Source organism: Kitasatospora sp. NPDC004615 (genome assembly GCF_042873545.1).
Taxonomy (GTDB): Bacteria; Actinomycetota; Actinomycetes; order Streptomycetales; family Streptomycetaceae; genus Kitasatospora.
Genome location: NZ_JBIALQ010000002.1, coordinates 470260 through 485817, shown reverse-complemented (window position 1 = coordinate 485817; position 15558 = coordinate 470260). Strand labels below are relative to the sequence as shown.

At 73.4% G+C, this 15558-nt stretch carries 15 protein-coding genes; 9 read left to right on the top strand and 6 right to left on the bottom strand.

What is annotated here, in order from left to right:
- Positions 1-81: 81 nt before the first annotated feature.
- Positions 82-2118: a thioredoxin domain-containing protein gene (locus tag ACFYS8_RS09050; protein ID WP_387637885.1), complete on the top strand. Its 2037-nt coding sequence runs from the start codon at positions 82-84 to the stop codon at positions 2116-2118.
- A 66-nt stretch (positions 2119-2184) separates the two neighbouring features.
- Positions 2185-3036 carry a GNAT family N-acetyltransferase gene (locus tag ACFYS8_RS09045; protein ID WP_387637883.1) on the top strand — a complete coding sequence of 284 codons (852 nt, stop codon included), beginning with the start codon at positions 2185-2187 and terminating at the stop codon, positions 3034-3036.
- 136 nt (positions 3037-3172) lie between these two features.
- On the opposite strand, the gene ACFYS8_RS09040 is transcribed toward ACFYS8_RS09045, so the two are convergent.
- Positions 3173-3709, bottom strand: coding sequence for a MarR family winged helix-turn-helix transcriptional regulator (locus tag ACFYS8_RS09040; RefSeq protein ID WP_387637881.1), 537 nt, complete (start codon positions 3707-3709; stop codon positions 3173-3175).
- Between the two features lie 95 nt (positions 3710-3804).
- Between ACFYS8_RS09040 and ACFYS8_RS09035 the strand changes: the two genes are divergently transcribed.
- Both ACFYS8_RS09035 and ACFYS8_RS09030 read left to right on the top strand, forming a co-directional pair.
- Positions 3805-4521, top strand: coding sequence for a DUF4386 domain-containing protein (locus ACFYS8_RS09035; RefSeq protein ID WP_387637878.1), 717 nt, complete (start codon positions 3805-3807; stop codon positions 4519-4521).
- 5 nt (positions 4522-4526) lie between these two features.
- Positions 4527-5291 carry an SDR family NAD(P)-dependent oxidoreductase gene (locus ACFYS8_RS09030; protein ID WP_387637876.1) on the top strand — a complete coding sequence of 255 codons (765 nt, stop codon included), beginning with the start codon at positions 4527-4529 and terminating at the stop codon, positions 5289-5291.
- Positions 5292-5309: 18 nt separating this feature from the next.
- Here ACFYS8_RS09030 and ACFYS8_RS09025 read toward each other — a convergent pair whose 3' ends face one another.
- Entirely contained in the window at positions 5310-6239 is a 930-nt protein-coding gene (locus ACFYS8_RS09025) for a hypothetical protein (protein WP_387637873.1), read from the bottom strand.
- A 238-nt stretch (positions 6240-6477) separates the two neighbouring features.
- On the opposite strand from ACFYS8_RS09025, the gene ACFYS8_RS09020 reads away from it, so the two are divergent.
- A complete protein-coding gene (locus tag ACFYS8_RS09020; RefSeq protein ID WP_387637871.1) occupies positions 6478-7146 on the top strand; it encodes a papain-like cysteine protease family protein in 669 nt (222 codons plus the stop codon).
- Positions 7147-7157: 11 nt separating this feature from the next.
- The gene (locus ACFYS8_RS09015; protein ID WP_387637869.1) at positions 7158-7976 is read left to right on the top strand and encodes a hypothetical protein; all 819 of its coding nucleotides are present in this window, start codon (positions 7158-7160) and stop codon (positions 7974-7976) included.
- Here the strand turns inward: ACFYS8_RS09015 and ACFYS8_RS09010 are convergent.
- A complete protein-coding gene (locus tag ACFYS8_RS09010) occupies positions 7973-8971 on the bottom strand; it encodes a GlxA family transcriptional regulator (protein ID WP_387637866.1) in 999 nt (332 codons plus the stop codon). The two genes, ACFYS8_RS09015 and ACFYS8_RS09010, sit on opposite strands and share 4 nt — an antisense overlap.
- A gap of 43 nt (positions 8972-9014) precedes the next feature.
- Here ACFYS8_RS09010 and ACFYS8_RS09005 point away from each other — a divergent pair, with 43 nt between their 5' ends.
- The gene (locus tag ACFYS8_RS09005) at positions 9015-9959 is read left to right on the top strand and encodes an NADP-dependent oxidoreductase (protein WP_387637863.1); all 945 of its coding nucleotides are present in this window, start codon (positions 9015-9017) and stop codon (positions 9957-9959) included.
- A 4-nt stretch (positions 9960-9963) separates the two neighbouring features.
- Here the strand turns inward: ACFYS8_RS09005 and ACFYS8_RS09000 are convergent, their stop codons facing one another.
- Together ACFYS8_RS09000 and ACFYS8_RS08995 are read right to left on the bottom strand one after the other, a co-directional pair.
- Complete coding sequence (locus tag ACFYS8_RS09000; protein WP_387637861.1) at positions 9964-10611, bottom strand: TetR family transcriptional regulator; 648 nt, start codon at positions 10609-10611, stop codon at positions 9964-9966.
- Positions 10608-12251: an MFS transporter gene (locus ACFYS8_RS08995; RefSeq protein ID WP_387637859.1), complete on the bottom strand. Its 1644-nt coding sequence runs from the start codon at positions 12249-12251 to the stop codon at positions 10608-10610. The genes ACFYS8_RS09000 and ACFYS8_RS08995 overlap by 4 nt, the downstream gene beginning before the upstream one ends.
- Positions 12252-12464: 213 nt before the next feature.
- Between ACFYS8_RS08995 and ACFYS8_RS08990 the strand changes: the two genes are divergently transcribed.
- Positions 12465-12737: a hypothetical protein gene (locus ACFYS8_RS08990; RefSeq protein WP_387637856.1), complete on the top strand. Its 273-nt coding sequence runs from the start codon at positions 12465-12467 to the stop codon at positions 12735-12737.
- A 42-nt stretch (positions 12738-12779) separates the two neighbouring features.
- Here ACFYS8_RS08990 and ACFYS8_RS08985 read toward each other — a convergent pair whose 3' ends face one another.
- A complete protein-coding gene (locus ACFYS8_RS08985; RefSeq protein ID WP_387637853.1) occupies positions 12780-13436 on the bottom strand; it encodes a hemolysin III family protein in 657 nt (218 codons plus the stop codon).
- A gap of 272 nt (positions 13437-13708) precedes the next feature.
- Between ACFYS8_RS08985 and ACFYS8_RS08980 the strand changes: the two genes are divergently transcribed.
- Complete coding sequence (locus tag ACFYS8_RS08980) at positions 13709-15535, top strand: phosphoenolpyruvate carboxykinase (GTP) (protein ID WP_387637851.1); 1827 nt, start codon at positions 13709-13711, stop codon at positions 15533-15535.
- The last annotated feature ends 23 nt before the right edge of the window (positions 15536-15558 follow it).

Genomic DNA, 15558 nt, shown 5'->3' with positions numbered 1-15558 from the left:
TACAGGTGGTGAGAGGCATGACTTCGGCGAGTTGGCGGACCGGTCCGCACGAGTGGCTGACGGGCCGGGATACTTGCGGGCATGGTGAACCGCCTGGCCGATGCCACGTCCCCGTACCTTCAGCAGCACGCAGACAACCCCGTCGACTGGTGGGAGTGGTCTCCCGAGGCGTTCGCCGAGGCGGAGCGGCGGGGTGTGCCCGTTCTGCTGTCCGTCGGGTATGCGGCTTGTCACTGGTGCCATGTGATGGCACATGAGTCGTTCGAGGACGAGGCGACGGCCGGGTACCTGAACGAGCGGTTCGTGGCGGTGAAGGTCGACCGGGAGGAGCGGCCCGATGTCGACGCCGTGTACATGGAGGCGGTGCAGGCGGCCACGGGGCGGGGCGGGTGGCCGATGACCGTGTTCCTGACGCCGGAGAAGGAGCCGTTCTACTTCGGGACGTACTTCCCGCCGGAGCCGCGGCACGGGATGCCGTCGTTCCGGCAGGTGCTGGAGGGGGTGGACACGGCGTGGACGGGGCGGCGCGCCGAGGTCTCGGAGGTGGCGGCGCGGATCGGGAAGGATCTCGCGGACCGGGCCTCGGTGTACGCGGTGGGCAGCGGGATCGCGCAGCCGCCCGGCGAGGGTGAACTGCACGCGGCCGTCGTGGAGTTGACGCGGTCGTTCGACGAGCGGCGGGGCGGGTTCGGCGGGGCGCCGAAGTTCCCGCCGTCGATGGTGCTGGAGTTCCTGCTGCGCCACCACGCCCGGACGGGCTCGGAGGCCGCGCTGGAGATGGTGCAGCGCACCTGCGAGGCGATGGCGCGCGGCGGGATGTACGACCAGTTGGGCGGCGGGTTCGCGCGGTACGCGGTGGACGCCACCTGGACGGTGCCGCACTTCGAAAAAATGCTTTATGACAACGCGCTGCTGCTGCGGGTGTACCTGCACCTGTGGCGCGCCACCGGCGACGAGCAGGCCCGGCGGGTCGTGCTGGAGACCGCCGACTTCCTGCTGCGTGAACTGCGCACCCCGCAGGGCGGGTTCGCCTCCGCGCTGGACGCCGACTCGCTGGACGAGGCGAGCGGGAAGACCGTCGAGGGCGCGTACTACGCGTGGACACCCGAGCAGTTGACGGAGGTGCTGGGGGAGGCGGACGGCGCCCTCGCGGTGGAGCTGTTCGACGTCACCGGCACCTTCGAGCACGGCACCTCGGTGCTGCAACTCCTGCGCGACCCGGAGGACTTGGCCAAGCACCGGGAGATCCGGGAGAAGCTCGGGGAGGCCCGCGCGCAGCGTCCGGCCCCGGCCCGGGACGACAAGGTGGTCGCGGCCTGGAACGGCCTGGCGATCGCCGCCCTCGCCGAGGCGGGTGCGCTGCTGGAGCGCCCGGACCTGATCGAGGCCGCCGAGCGTGCCGCCGACCTGCTGATCGCCGTGCACCTCACGGCGGACGGGCGGCTGCTGCGGACCTCCCGGGACGGCGTCGCGGGCGCCAACGCGGGTGTGCTGGAGGACTACGCGGACACCGCGGAGGGGTTCCTCGCGCTGTACGCGGTCGGCGGCGAGTCGTCCTGGCTGCAACTCGCCGGGGAGCTGCTCGACCTGGTGCTGCTGCACTTCACCGACGAGAAGTCCGGCGCGCTGTACGACACCGCCGACGACGCCGAGCAGCTGATCCGCCGCCCGCAGGACCCCACCGACAACGCCGCCCCGTCCGGCTGGACGGCCGCCGCCGGGGCGCTGCTCACGTACGCCGCGTACACCGGCTCCGAGCGTCACCGCACCGCTGCGGAACGGGCGTTGGGCATCGTCTCGTCGCTCGGCACCCGCGCGCCCAGGTTCACCGGCTGGGGCCTGGCCGTCGCGGAGGCGCTGCTGGACGGGCCGCGCGAGGTCGCGGTGGTCGGCCCGGCCGGGGACGCGGGGCGGGCGGCGCTGCACCTGGCCGCGCTGCGTTCGACCGCGCCCGGCGCGGTGGTCGCGGTCGGCGAGGTCGGCGACACCGAGGTGCCGCTGCTCGCCGACCGTCCGCTGCTGGACGGGAAGCCCGCCGCGTACGTGTGCCGGCACTTCGTCTGCGAGCAACCGACTGCGGACGTCGCCGAGTTGACGGAGCGCCTGCGCGCCCAGTGAGCAGGGACGCCGCCGTTGGCCGGGAAAGTGCTGGTCAACGGCGGCGTCAGCGGGGGAGGATGCGCCATGGGCTGGACACTCACCACGTCACTGGACGACTTCCGCAGCGCAGCCGGGGAGTTCCTCGCGGCCGACCCCGTCGAGAACACCGTGCTGCTTACCATCCTCGACCGCCTCACCCGGGACGGCCTGCACGCGTACGGCGAACAGCCGCCGCGCTTCGGCTGGTGGCAGGGCCCGGACGGCGCCGTCGCCGGCGCCTGCCTGCGCACCCCGCCGTACGGGCCGCGGCTCGGCCGGATGCCGGTGGCCGCCGCCGAGGAGCTGGCCCGCCGGCTCGCCGCCGACGGCGAACGCCCCGACATGGTGGCCGGCGAGCACGGCACCACCCTCGCCTTCGCCGCCGAATGGCACCGGACCACCGGCGTCAACTGGCACATCGAGCGCAACGAACGGCTGTTCCGGCTCGGCGAGTTGACGCCCCCGCCGGCCCCGCCCGCCGGCCGTTCCCGGCTCGCCGCGCCCGCCGACCGGGAGACCGTCGCCCGGTGGCTGGTCGACTTCTGCGTGGAGGCCGAGGTCCGGCCGCCCGGCGACCCGTTCGCCGACACCGACCAGCGGATCGCCGCCGAGACCCTGGTGCTGTGGGAGACCGAGGACCAGCGGGTGGTCGCGCTCGCCGGGGCCAGCCCGGCCGTCGCCGGGATGTCCCGGATAGGCCCCGTCTACACCCCGCCCGCCGACCGCGGCCACGGCTACGCCAGCGCGCTGACGGCCGCCGCCACCGTGCACGCGAAGTCGCGCGGCGCGGACGAGGTGCTGCTGTACACCGACCTGTCCAACCCCGTCAGCAACGCGATCTACCAGCGCCTCGGCTACCGGCCGGTCAACGACGCGGCCGAGGTCGCGTTCAAGTAGCGGAGGCCGCGTTCAAGTGGCGGAGGCCGCGTTCAAGTGGCGGAGGTCGCGTTCAAGTAGCGCGCCACGAAAGGGCCCTGAGGAAGACCCCCTCGGGGCCCTTTCGCATGCCCGGGCGCGAGAAACGGCAGCGGCGTCAGCGGCCGCGCAGGGTGCGGTAGCCCGGGTGGACGCCGGGGGTGAGCTGCTGCTGGGCGGCGATCCGGCCGAGCAGGGCGATCAGCTGGGTGTGCTCCTCGGGGGTGAGGGCCTGGGTGACGTCCTGCTCGTGGGCGATGGCGGTGTCGCGCAGGCGGGCCAGCAGGGCCAGGCCCTGGTCGGTGAGGTGCAGGGCGTACAGCCGGCGGTCCTCCGCGTTGCGGCGGCGCTCGATCAGGCCGCGCTGCTCCAGGCCGTCGGCGAACGGGACGAAGCGGCTGGGCGGCATGCCGAGCGCGTCGGCGAGCTCGCGCTGGCTGCGGCCCGGGTTCTGCACCAGCAGCCGGAGCAGGCCGGCCTGCGCGGGGGTGAGGTCGAGCTCGGCGATCCGCTGGGCGAACCGCTCGGCGGCGTGCGCGCCGAGCTGGGCCAGCAGGAACGCCGCCCCGCCGCCGGGCGGGCTGCCCGGGCCGGGTGGGCCCTGCGGGGGGCCGCCGTGCCAGTCCTTCTGGTCCGCCGCTCGATCCATGCTCATGCCGACATCGTACCCGTTTGACAATCGTTCCACGGTGTAATCATTATTCGGAGTGTATCGATCGGTGCGTGTCGACGAACGCCACGGGAGGAACCATGAGCACCACCGCCCAGCCCCGCCCGGCCCCGGCCGGACGGCCGAAGAGCCGCCCGCAGACCGGCCCGCCGCTGCTCGCGCCGACCATCTCGGTCACCGCGCTGACGGTCGCCTACACGGTGGTCAACCGCGCCACCCCGCATCCGGACGCCACCGGCGCCGAGGTGGTGCGGTACGCGCAGGAGCACGGCGGGGCCGCCCGGCTGGGCGCGCTGCTGCTGCTCGCCGCGTCGGTGCCGCTGGCGCTGTGCGCGGCGCTGCTCTACCGGCGGCTGCGGGCGCTCGGAATCACCGCACCCGGCTCGGCGATCACGCTGGTCGGCGGCGTGTTGGCGTCGTCCGCGCTGGTGCTGAGCGCGGCGGGGGCGTGGGCGGGCGGCCGGCTGCCGGCCGACGCGCCGCCCGCGCTGGGCCGGGCGCTGGCGGACGTGTCCTTCCTGGCGGGCGGGCCCGCGTTCGCGGCGGGCTTCGGCCTGCTGGCGGCGGGGGTCTCGGTGTCGGCGATGCTCGCCGACCTGCTGCCCCGCGCCGTGACGTGGGCGGGCCTGGTGGTGGCCGCCGCCGCGATGCTCGCGCTGTTCGCCCTGCTGGCGGACGGCTTCATGTACCTGCTGCCGGTGGTCCGGTTCGGCGGCCTGGTGTGGCTGCTGTTCGTGGCCGCCCTGCTGCCGAAGACCCGCCGCCGCGGCACCGACGACCGACCGATGGGGAGTTGAGCGAGATGACCGGAATGTACGCGGAGCTGAAGGGCCGGACGGTGGTGGTCACCGGCGGTTCGCGCGGGATCGGCGCGCACACCGCGCGGGCGTTCGCCGCCCAGGGCGCGGCCGTGTGCGTGGTCGGCCGGGACGCGACGGCACTGGCGGCGGTGGTCGAGCAGATCACCGGCGCGGGCGGCGAGGCGATGTCCGCGGTGGCCGACGTGACGGACGGCCAGGCGCTGGACGAGGTGCGGCAGGCGGTGACGGAGCGGTTCGGCGAGGTCGACGTGCTGGCGGCGTTCGCCGGCGGCCAGGGCTTCCCGGTGCCGGTGGCGGAGCTCACCGAGCAGCGCTGGCGCGAGGTGCTGGACTCCGACCTGACTTCGGTGTTCCTCACCGTGCAGGCCTTCCTGCCGGGCATGCTGGCGCGCGGCGCGGGCTCCATCCTGACGATGTCCTCGGCGGCCGGCCGCCAGCCCAGCGGCGCCAACCTGGCGTACGGGGTGGCCAACGCGGGCGTGGTGATGCTGACCAGGTACCTGGCCACCGAGCTGGGGCCGCACGGCATCCGGATCAACTGCCTGGCCCCGTCGGCGATCCTGACCGAGAGGGTGCAGGCCCGGATGCCCGCCGAGGTGCAGAGCCAGGTCGCGGCCACCCACCCGCTGGGCCGGCTCGGCACCCCGACGGACGTGACGGAGGCCGCGCTGTTCCTGTCCTCCGACGGCGCGGGCTGGCTGACCGGGCTGACGGTCGATGTGGCCGGCGGCCGCATCACCAACTAGCGCAGCACGAACTGAGCGTCACTCCCAGTCCCAGCGCAGCCCGAGCAGGCAGGGCGGCAGCCCCTCGGCCACCAGGTGTGCGCAGTGGTGCCCGTCGAGGGTCAACTCCTCGGTCTCCAGCGGGGACTGGCCGGGGGTGCGACGGGTGAAGCGGTCGCAGCGGACGGGGAGGGCGGCCGGGTCGAAGGTCACCTGGAGCACGTACTGGCCGGCGCCCGCGTTGAAGCCGCGCACGTACTCGCGGCTGGGCTGCGGCGACGGCGACTCGTCGAAGCCGTAGCCCAGTAGGTGGGTGTCGCCGGTGCGCAGCCGCCGGTCCAGCAGGAGTTCGGCGACCAGCAGGTGGGCGGCCGGGTCGCGGCGGATCCGGCCGGGCCGGCAGTTCTCCTCGGCCCGGACCCGGACCCGGTCGATGTCGCAGCCGGGGTCACCCTGGTAGATCGCCAGGTAGCGGTCTATGCCGTCGCGGTGGGCGCGCAGCACGTGCTGGGAGTCGCGGCGTTGCAGCCGCCGGTCCGCGCCGACCTGGATCCGTTCGATGTGGGTGACGGTGTGCAGGCCGGTGTCGGGCGGGCCGGAGAGGACGGCGAGCAGACCGTCCACCGCCTCGGCGGGGGTGATCAGGTCGCGGTAGGGGCGGACGGGCGGCGCGGCCGGGTCGGGAGTGCCGCGGCGGGGGCCGAGCAGCCGGGTGAGCGAGTGTTCGGGCAGTTCCAGCACTTCTTCGAGCATGGCGACGGCGCGCAGCGACTCGGCCCGTTCGGGGCGGCGGTGGCCCTGCTGCCAGTAGCTGAGGCTGGTCACGCCGACGTGCACGCCGCGCTGCGCGAGGCGCTCGCGCAGCCGGTGGAGTGCCAGGCCCCGGGCGGCGATGGCGGCCCGCAGGGCGAGGTGGAACGGTCCGGTGCGCAGAGCGAGGGCGAGTTCGGGCGGTGCGGTCGGCTGCAAGGCCACCTCCTCAACTGAGCGTGAATATTCACACCTTGTGGACGGCTTGTCACCGCCCCGGTCGATATCCGCGCTGCCCAGCGCGGTCGCGTTCACACCCGGGCGGGGGCCGTTCACACCTCGACTCCGGCGCCCGCGGGGCCCGTTGACCGCCTGGCGTCAACGGCCGGATGCTCGTCGGCAGCGCATCCGGACGCCGCCCCCCACACCCACTCCTCTGCCAGGAGGGCATTCCCCCATGCCACTCACCCCGATGCGGCTGCGTCGGACGGTCGCCGCACTCGCCCTGGGCATCCTCGCCCCGGCGCTGAGCGCGGCCGCCACCACCCCCGCCGCAGCCGCCACCACCCCCGCCGCAGCCAATTCCGCCCCGGCCGCGATACAGTCCGCCACCGCCGCGAAGCCGCAGGCCCCGCTGGCGGCCGGCACCGCGCGGACCCTCAACCTGACCATGCAGGCCCAGCAGCAGAGCAACTGGTGCTGGGCGGCGTCCGGCAACACCATCGCCGCCTACTACGGCTACAACTACAGCCAGAACCAGTTCTGCAACGCGGCGTTCGGCCGCGCCGCCAACACCACCTGCCCGAACAGCCAGGCCAGCCTGGCCGAGGTGCAGAACGCGCTGTACTCATTCGGCATCAACCCGGGCTCGTACGTCAGCGGCTACCTGCGCTACGCCACCGTGCAGGGCGAGATCGACGCCGGGCGGCCGGTGGAGACCCGGATCCAGTGGAGCTCCGGCGGCGGCCACATGAACGTGCTGTACGGCTACGACAGCGGCAGCAACTACCTGTACTGGGGCGACCCGTGGCCGTCCAACTACCGCTACAACTGGGGCGACTACAACTACTACGTGAGCAACGGGTCGTTCTCCTGGACCCACTCCCTGTACCGGATCGGCGCGTGAGGAGCCCCGTCATGAGCAGCCACCGCGTCCGACTCGCCCGCGCCGCCGCGGCACTCGCCGCGGCCGCCGCCCTCGGCCTCGCCACCGCCCCGCTGGCGCAGGCCACCGACCAGCAGCCGGGGGCGGGCGACCTCGCCGCCGCCCGGGCCGCCGCCCAGAACCCGTCCGTGCTCGACCAGTTGGGGCACTTCTTCGCCCGCAAGGGGGTGCCGCCGACCCAGCCGCCGGCGATCGGCCCGAGCGACGAGACGCAGGCCGCCCGCGCCGCCGCGCCCCGGCTCAGCGGCGACACGGTGCCGGTCCGCACCCTCGACGCCGGGTTCGTGGCCGGCAAGCCCGGCGCGCCCGTCGCCACCGTCGAGTTCACCGCCACCAAGGCCGTCGCCGCCGACGGCCAGGCCGCCTCGGTCTGGACAGCTCAGCAGAACGGCAGCTGGCGGGTGGTCAACATCGCCTCCGGCAGCGACGAGACCGACTACGCGGCCCGGGCCGCCGCCGACGGCGGCACCGCCTTCCGTGAACCGCAGCTCGGCGCCTGGTACGAGCTCAAGGACGGCCGGATCCTGCCGCTCGACGACACCGCCCGCCGCTCGGTCGGCGCGCACGGCACCACCGTCGCCGCCTACCAGCAGCTGGTCCACCAGCGGTACGGCGACAAGCTGCCCGGCTCCGCGTACGACACCGCCGGCAAGGCGGGCGGCTTCCAGGCCGATGCGGCCTCCGCGTCCGGGAGCAGCGGCGCACCGCTGCTCACCGCGGGCACCGCGCTGGGCGCAACCGCCCTGGCGGGCGCGGTGATCGGGGTGCGCAGCCGCCGCCGGAAGGGCTAGGCGCCGGCGAAGGTCTTCCGGTAGGCGAGCGGTGAGACGCCGATCGCCGAGTGCAGGTGCTGGCGCAGCGACACCGCGTTGGCGAAGCCGACCCGGCCGGCGATCTGGTCGACCGTCAGGTCGGTGGCTTCGAGCAGGTGACGGGCCAGGGCGACGCGCTGCTGGGTGAGCCAGCGGCCGGGGCTCTGGCCCGTCTCGTCGTGGAAGCGGCGGGCGAAGGTGCGGCTGCTCATCGCGGCGTGCCCGGCCAGTTCGGCGAGGGTCAGCGGCTGGTGCAGCCGGGCCAGCGCCCACTCGCGGGTGGCGGCGGTGCCGGTGGCGCCGGCCGCCGGGACGGGCTGCTCGATGTACTGGGCCTGGCCGCCGTCGCGCCAGGGCGGGACGACGGCCAGCCGGGCGGCGTGGTTGGCGACGGCCGCGCCGTGGTCGCTGCGGAGCACGTGCAGGCACAGGTCGACGCCGGAGGCGGCGCCCGCCGAGGTGAGGATGTCGCCGTCGTCGACGAACAGCACGTCCGGGTCGAGCCGCACCTTGGGGAAGAGCTCGCGGAACCGGTCGGCGAGCGCCCAGTGGGTGGTGGCGGGCCGGCCGTCGAGCAGGCCGGCGGCGGCGAGCGCGAACGCGCCGGTGCAGATCGAGATCAGCCGGGTGCCGGGCCGGATCAGCGCGAGTGCCTCGGTCACCGCGGGGTCGAGCGCGCCGGTGGCGAGCGCGAAGTCGAAGGGCGGGATGACCACGGTGTCGGCCGTGCGGAGGATCTCCGGGCCGTGCGCGACGGTGATGGTGAAGTCGGCGTCCGAGCGCACCGGTTGGCCGTCGACGGTGCAGGTGGCCAGCTCGTAGCTGCCACCGGCGGCGGCGAACACCCGCCGGGGGATGCCGAGTTCGAAGGGGTACACGCCCTCCAGGGCGAGCACCGCGATCCGGTGCGGCGACGTCTTCGTGGGCTTCGGCACGGCCACCCTCCTGGCAGGATCCCATCGGACAGTGACCATCATGCCACTGCCGCGGGCGCCCCGGGCAAGCCAGGCTGGGGGCATGACGACGAACACGATGCGAGCGATCAGCCAGGACGTCCTGGGCGGCCCCGACGTCCTCAAGGTGGTGGAACTCCCGCGCCCGGAGCCCGGGTTGAGCGAGATCCTGGTGAAGGTCCGGGCCGCCGGCCTGAACCCGACGGACTGGAAGCACCGGGAGGGCGGCCTGTTCCTCGGCGAGCCCCCGTTCGTGCTCGGCTGGGACGTGGCCGGCACCGTGGAGGCGGTCGGCTTCGGCGTCACCCTGTTCAAGCCCGGCGACGAGGTCCTCGGCATGCTGCCCTACCCGCACGGCGTCGGCGGCCACGCCGAGTACGTGACCGGCCCCGCCCGGGCGTTCGCCGCCCGGCCCGCCGGCGTGGACGTCGTCCAGGCCGGCGCGCTGCCGCTGGCCGCGCTGACCGCATGGCAGGCGCTGGTGGACACCGCGCAGGTCAAGGCCGGCGACCGGGTACTGGTGCACGCCGCGGCCGGCGGCGTCGGACACCTCGCCGTGCAGATCGCCAAGTCCCGCGGCGCGTACGTGATCGGCACCGCCGGCGCCGCGAAGCACGACTTCCTGCGCGGCATCGGCGTGGACGAGCCGATCGACTACCGGAGCACCGACTTCGCCGAGACGGTCCGCGAGGTCGACGTGGTGCTGGACGCCGTCGGCGGCGAGTACCAGCTGCGTTCGCTGCGGACCCTGCGGCGCGGCGGCCTGCTGGTGTCGATCCTGCCCGTCCCCTTCGAGGGGCTGGCCGAGGAGGCCGAACGGCTCGGCGTGCGCACCGCGATGATGATGGTGGAGGCCGACCACGCCGGGATGGCGGCGATCGCGGATCTGGCCGAACGCGGCCTGCTGCGCGCCGAGATCGCCGGGACGTTCCCGCTGGAGCACGCCGCGAAGGCGCACGCGCTGGGCGACACCGGCCGCACCACCGGCAAGCTGGTGCTGGTGAACTGACCCGTCAGAGGCTCTGCAGGTGGGCCAGGGCCCGGTCGAGCAGGTCGGCGAGGTCGTCCTGGCCCTCGTGGTCGGCCCAGTACAGCGAGGTCTCGGTGAGCGCGGCGGCGACCGCGGCGGCGGTGATCCGCAGTTCGAGGGTGGGGGCGTCCAGGCCGGCCCGTTCGGTGAGCAGGTCGAGCATCATCGTGCGCGGCTGACCGGCGGCGTCGAGCATCCGCAGCCGCAGGGACGGGACGGAGGCGGTCAGCCGCATCCGCGCGTACAGCTCCTCCCGCTCCTGCTCGGCGATCCGGCGGACCAGCCCGACCAGCACCTCCCGGGCGGAGGCGAGGAACGGCTCGTCCGCCGGCCGGGCCCGGATCGCGGCGGCCATCATCGGGTCGTACTCGTCATTGAGGACGATGTCCTCCTTGGTCGGGAAGTACCGGAAGAAGGTGGCCGGGGAGACCTCCGCCGCCGCCGCGATCTGGTCGACGGTGGTGGCCTCCCAGCCCTGCTCAGCGAACAGCCGGAAGGCCTCCCGGCGCAGGGTCTGGCGGGTCTTCAGCTTCTTCCGCTCGCGCAGCGACATCGGGGCTTCGACCAGCTCCTCCAGCGAACCGGAGGAGCCTTCGGACGGGCGGGGCCGGGCGCTGCGCGGGGTGCTCATGCGGACGATTCTCCGGGATCACCGCCCGCCGCGGCCAGCGGCCGCGCCTCGGGAGCGGCCGGGGCCAGCGGCCGTGCCTGGGGAGCGGCCGGGGCCAGCGGCCGTGCCTGGGGAGCGGCCGGGGCCAGCGGCCGTGCCTGGGGAGCGGCCGGGGCCACGGGGTCGCCGCCGCCCGGCATCCGGGCCGCGACCAGCACGGCGGACAGCGCCGCCAGCACCCCGGCGGCCAGCAGCACCAGGTCCATGCCGTGCACGTACGCGACGTGCGCGGACGCGGCGAGCGACGGGTCGCCCAGCCGTTCGGCGACCGCGTCGGCGGCGATCACCGAACCGCGGACCCGGTGCGCGGCGTCCCCGGGGAGCGCCGGAAGGTGCAGCGCCGAGCGGTAGCCGGCGGCCAGCAGGCTGCCGAACACGGCGACGCCGACCGCGCCGCCCACCTGGCGGAGCGTCTGCACCAGCCCGGAGCCGACCCCGGCCTTGGCGGGCGGCAGCAGGAGCAGCGCGGAGGCGGTCGCGGTGATCAGCACCAGGCCGAGCCCGGCACCGAACAGCGGCAGCCACAGCGCCGTCCACCCGTAGCCGTCGCCGGGCGCGGTGCGGCTGCCGAGCAGCAGGGCGAGGGCGGTCAGTGCCAGCCCGGCGGCGATCACGCCGCGCGGGGCGAAGCGGCGCACCAGGCGTTCGCCGAGCCGGGCGGCCACCAGCAGGCCGCCCATCATCGGCATCAGCCGCAGGCCACTGCCGAGGGCGTCGGTGCCCAGCACGCTCTGGAAGTAGGCGGGCAGCACGAAGAATCCGCCGAGCAGGGCGACCGAGACCAGGGTGACGGCGATCGCGCACCAGCGGAACACCGGTTCGCCGAGCAGCCGCAGGTCGAGCATCGGGTGGTCCTCCCGGCGGCTGCGCAGCACCAGCGCGGTCAGTGCGCCCACCGCGCCGAGCAGCGCGGCGAGCACCAGGGCGTCGCCCCAGCCGCGCTCGGCGCCCTCGATGATGCCCCAGGTGAGCGCGGCCAGGCCGCCGGCCGCGAGGGCCGCGGACCGCAGGTCGATCCGGGGCGCGGCCGGGTCGGCGGACTCGGGGAGCAGCAGCAGGCAGGCCAGCACGCCGAGCACCACCAGCGGCACGTTGATCAGGAAGATCGAGCCCCACCAGTAGCCGCGCAGCAGCAGCCCGCCGACGACCGGCCCGAGCGGCACGCCGATGGCCGTCATGGTGGTCAGCAGCGCGGTGGCGCGGCGCTGCTCGGCGGGCGGGAAGACGGCGGGGATCACCGCCATCGACATCGGCATCACGAACGCGGCGGCCAGGCCCATCCCGGCGCGGGCCGCGATCAGCGTGGCGGGGCTGCCGGCCAGGGTGCCGAGCACGGAGGCCGCGCCGAACAGGGCGAGGCCGGTCACCAGGGTGCGGCGGCGGCCGAAGCGGTCGCCGAGCAGGCCGGCCGGGAGCAGGGCGGCGGCGAACACCACCGTGTAGGCGTCGACGATCCACTGCTGCTGCCCGGTGCCGGCGTCCAGCTGCCGGGCCAGGTCGGGCAGGGCGACGTTCAGCACGGTGGTGTCGAAGCCGATGACGAGCACGCTGAGCGCGACCGCTACCAGCGCGATCCAGCGCCGGGGGTGCGGAGCGGGCATGACGGACCTCCATCCGAGTGAATCTCTCAAATGAGAGTAACTCTCAAAAGATGGTGAGTGTCAACCGAAGCCCGCGCTGCGGGATCCCCACTTCTGGAATTGATGCGCTGTTGATCCCCCGTTCGCCCGCGCTGCGTGCCGAACGTGTCACTGTAGGTGGGGAGTTCTCTGACGACTCGTCAGATGACCTGTCGGCCGGTGGGAGGTTTGCCAATGGAGTACGGAGCGACCGGGTTCTGGAGCGGCGTGGTCGGTGTGCTGGCCGCGCTGGCCGTCATAGCCGGGTACTTGATCGGCGGGGCCCGCCTGGTCTGGGTGGTCTCGGCGGTCGAGGTGCTGGCGGTGATGGCCTGGGTCGCGTACCGCTTCCGCGGCCGGGCGCACCAGCGCACGGCAGGCGAAGGGCCCGACGCGGCGCACTGCGAGCGCTGCCGTCGGGCCCGGGAGCGGCTGGAGGCGAGGGCGGCCCAGCCGGTGCGGTACTGACCGAATGGGTCGGTTCCGCGGGGGATCGTTTCTGCGGGGGGCTCAGGTGGCGGTGTACGCCACCAGCGAGATCCCCACGTACTGCACGATGAACGCGCCGAGGGTGAAGGCGTGGAACACCTCGTGGAAGCCGAACAGGCGCGGTGACGGGTTCGGGCGCTTGAGGCCGTAGATCACCCCGCCGATGGTGTAGAGCGCGCCGCCGACGACGATCAGCGTCAGGACGGCCGCGCCACCCTTGTGCAGGAAGTCCGGCAGGAAGAACACCGCCGCCCAGCCGAGCGCCACGTAACAAGGGGTGTACAGCCAGCGCGGGGCGCCGACCCAGAACACCCGGAACGCTATTCCGGCCAGCGCGCCGCCCCACACCAGCCACAGCAGCACCTGCTGCCGCGCGCCGTCCAGCAGCAGCATGGTGAACGGGGTGTACGTCCCGGCGATGATCAGGAAGATGTTGGCGTGGTCCAGTCGGCGCAGCACCGCCTCGCCGCGCGGTCCCCAGGTGAAGCGGTGGTACACCGCGCTCACGCCGAACAGCATCCAGGCGCTCACCGAGTAGACGACGCAGGCGATTCGCGCCGCCGTCGACTCGGCCAGGCAGATCAACACGATTCCGGCGGCCAGCGAGGCCGGGAACATGCCGGCATGCAGCCAGCCGCGCCACTTGGGCTTTGCGAGATCGAGGGCTTCCGCGGTCATGGCAGCATCTTACGGAACCGTAGGTTACCGGCGCGTAGGAAAGTGGCGATCCTCACTTTTAGACGTTCTGGAGTGTTCGGGGGGTGTCAGGGAGGGTCGAACCGGGTGTGTGGAGGGTGACTCGGAGTCCCCGAATCAGACACTCTGGAGTAAAGATCTCGTCAATGACGACAGTTTGACGAATGGAGGGCGGGTCGCCAGGTCTACCGTGTAAGGACCCTCAACCCCCGCGATGCCGTCTCCTGGCCGAGATGGTGTGAAACGGAGCGATCGTGTCGACTCAGATCTCTGCGCGCGCCGAGTCCGCGCCCACCCGCCACCAGCGCCTGGTGGAGTGGGTCAACGAGATTGCCGACCTCACCCAGCCCGACCAGGTGGTGTGGTGCGACGGTTCCGAGGAGGAGTACCACCGTCTCGCCGAGCAGCTCGTCGCCCAGGGCACCTTCACCAAGCTCGACGAGACCAAGCGGCCCAACTCCTACTACGCGGCCTCCGACCCGTCCGACGTCGCCCGCGTCGAGGACCGCACCTTCATCTGCTCGGAGAAGGAGGAGGACGCCGGCCCGACCAACCACTGGAAGGCCCCCGCCGAGATGCGGGACATCTTCTCCGGTGAGAACGGCCTGTTCCGCGGCGCGATGAAGGGCCGCACCATGTACGTGGTGCCGTTCTCCATGGGCCCCGTCGGCTCCCCGCTGGCCGCGTACGGCGTCGAGATCACCGACTCCGCCTACGTCGCCGTCTCGATGCGCGTGATGACCCGCATGGGCCAGGCCGTGCTTGACCAGCTCGGTGAGGACGGCGAGTTCGTCAAGGCCGTGCACACCGTCGGCGCCCCGCTCGCCGAGGGCGAGGCGGACGTCGCCTGGCCGTGCAACACCACCAAGTACATCTCGCACTTCCCGGAGACCAAGGAGATCTGGTCCTTCGGCTCCGGCTACGGCGGCAACGCCCTGCTCGGCAAGAAGTGCTACGCGCTGCGCATCGCCTCCACCATGGCCCGCGACGAGGGCTGGCTGGCCGAGCACATGCTCGTCCTCAAGCTCACCCCGCCGTCCGGCGAGGCGAAGTACGTCACCGCCGCGTTCCCGTCCGCCTGTGGCAAGACCAACCTCGCCATGCTCCAGCCCACCATCCCGGGCTGGAAGGTCGAGACCATCGGCGACGACATCGCCTGGATGCGCTTCGGCGCCGACGGCCGGCTCTACGCCATCAACCCCGAGGCCGGCTTCTTCGGCGTCGCCCCCGGCACCGGCGAGGACACCAACGCCAACGCCATCAAGACCCTCTGGGGCAACACCGTCTTCACCAACGTCGCCCTCACCGACGACGGCGACGTGTGGTGGGAGGGCCTCACCAAGGACGCCCCCGCCCACCTCACCGACTGGCGCGGCAACGACTGGACCCCCGAGTCCGAGGCCCCCGCCGCCCACCCGAACTCCCGGTTCGCCGTCCCCGCCGCGCAGTGCCCGACCATCGCCCCCGAGTGGGAGGACCCGGCTGGCGTCCCGATCTCGGCGATCCTGTTCGGCGGCCGCCGCGCCACCGCCGTTCCGCTGGTCACCGAGTCCTTCGACTGGCAGCACGGCGTCTTCCTCGGCGCCAACATCGCCTCCGAGAAGACGGCTGCGGCCGAGGGCACCGTCGGCGAGCTGCGCCGCGACCCGTTCGCGATGCTGCCGTTCTGCGGCTACAACATGGGCGACTACTTCGCGCACTGGCTGAAGGTCGGCGCCGAGGCCGACGCCACCAAGCTGCCGAAGATCTACTACGTCAACTGGTTCCGCAAGAACGCCGGCGGCAAGTTCGTGTGGCCCGGCTACGGCGAGAACAGCCGCGTCCTGAAGTGGATCGTCGAGCGCCTCGAAGGCACCGCGGAGGGCGTCGAGACCCCGATCGGCGTGCTCCCGACGGTCGAGGGCTTCGACCTCGACGGGCTGGAGATCCCGGCCGCCGACCAGGAGCTGCTGTTCACGGTCGACCGCGAGATCTGGAAGCAGGAGGCCGCGCTGGTCCCGGCCCACCTGGAGATGTTCGGCGAGCACACGCCGAAGGAGCTGTGGGACGAGTACCAGGCCCTGGTGAAGCGACTCGGCTGACGCCGGACGACCACTACGGCAAG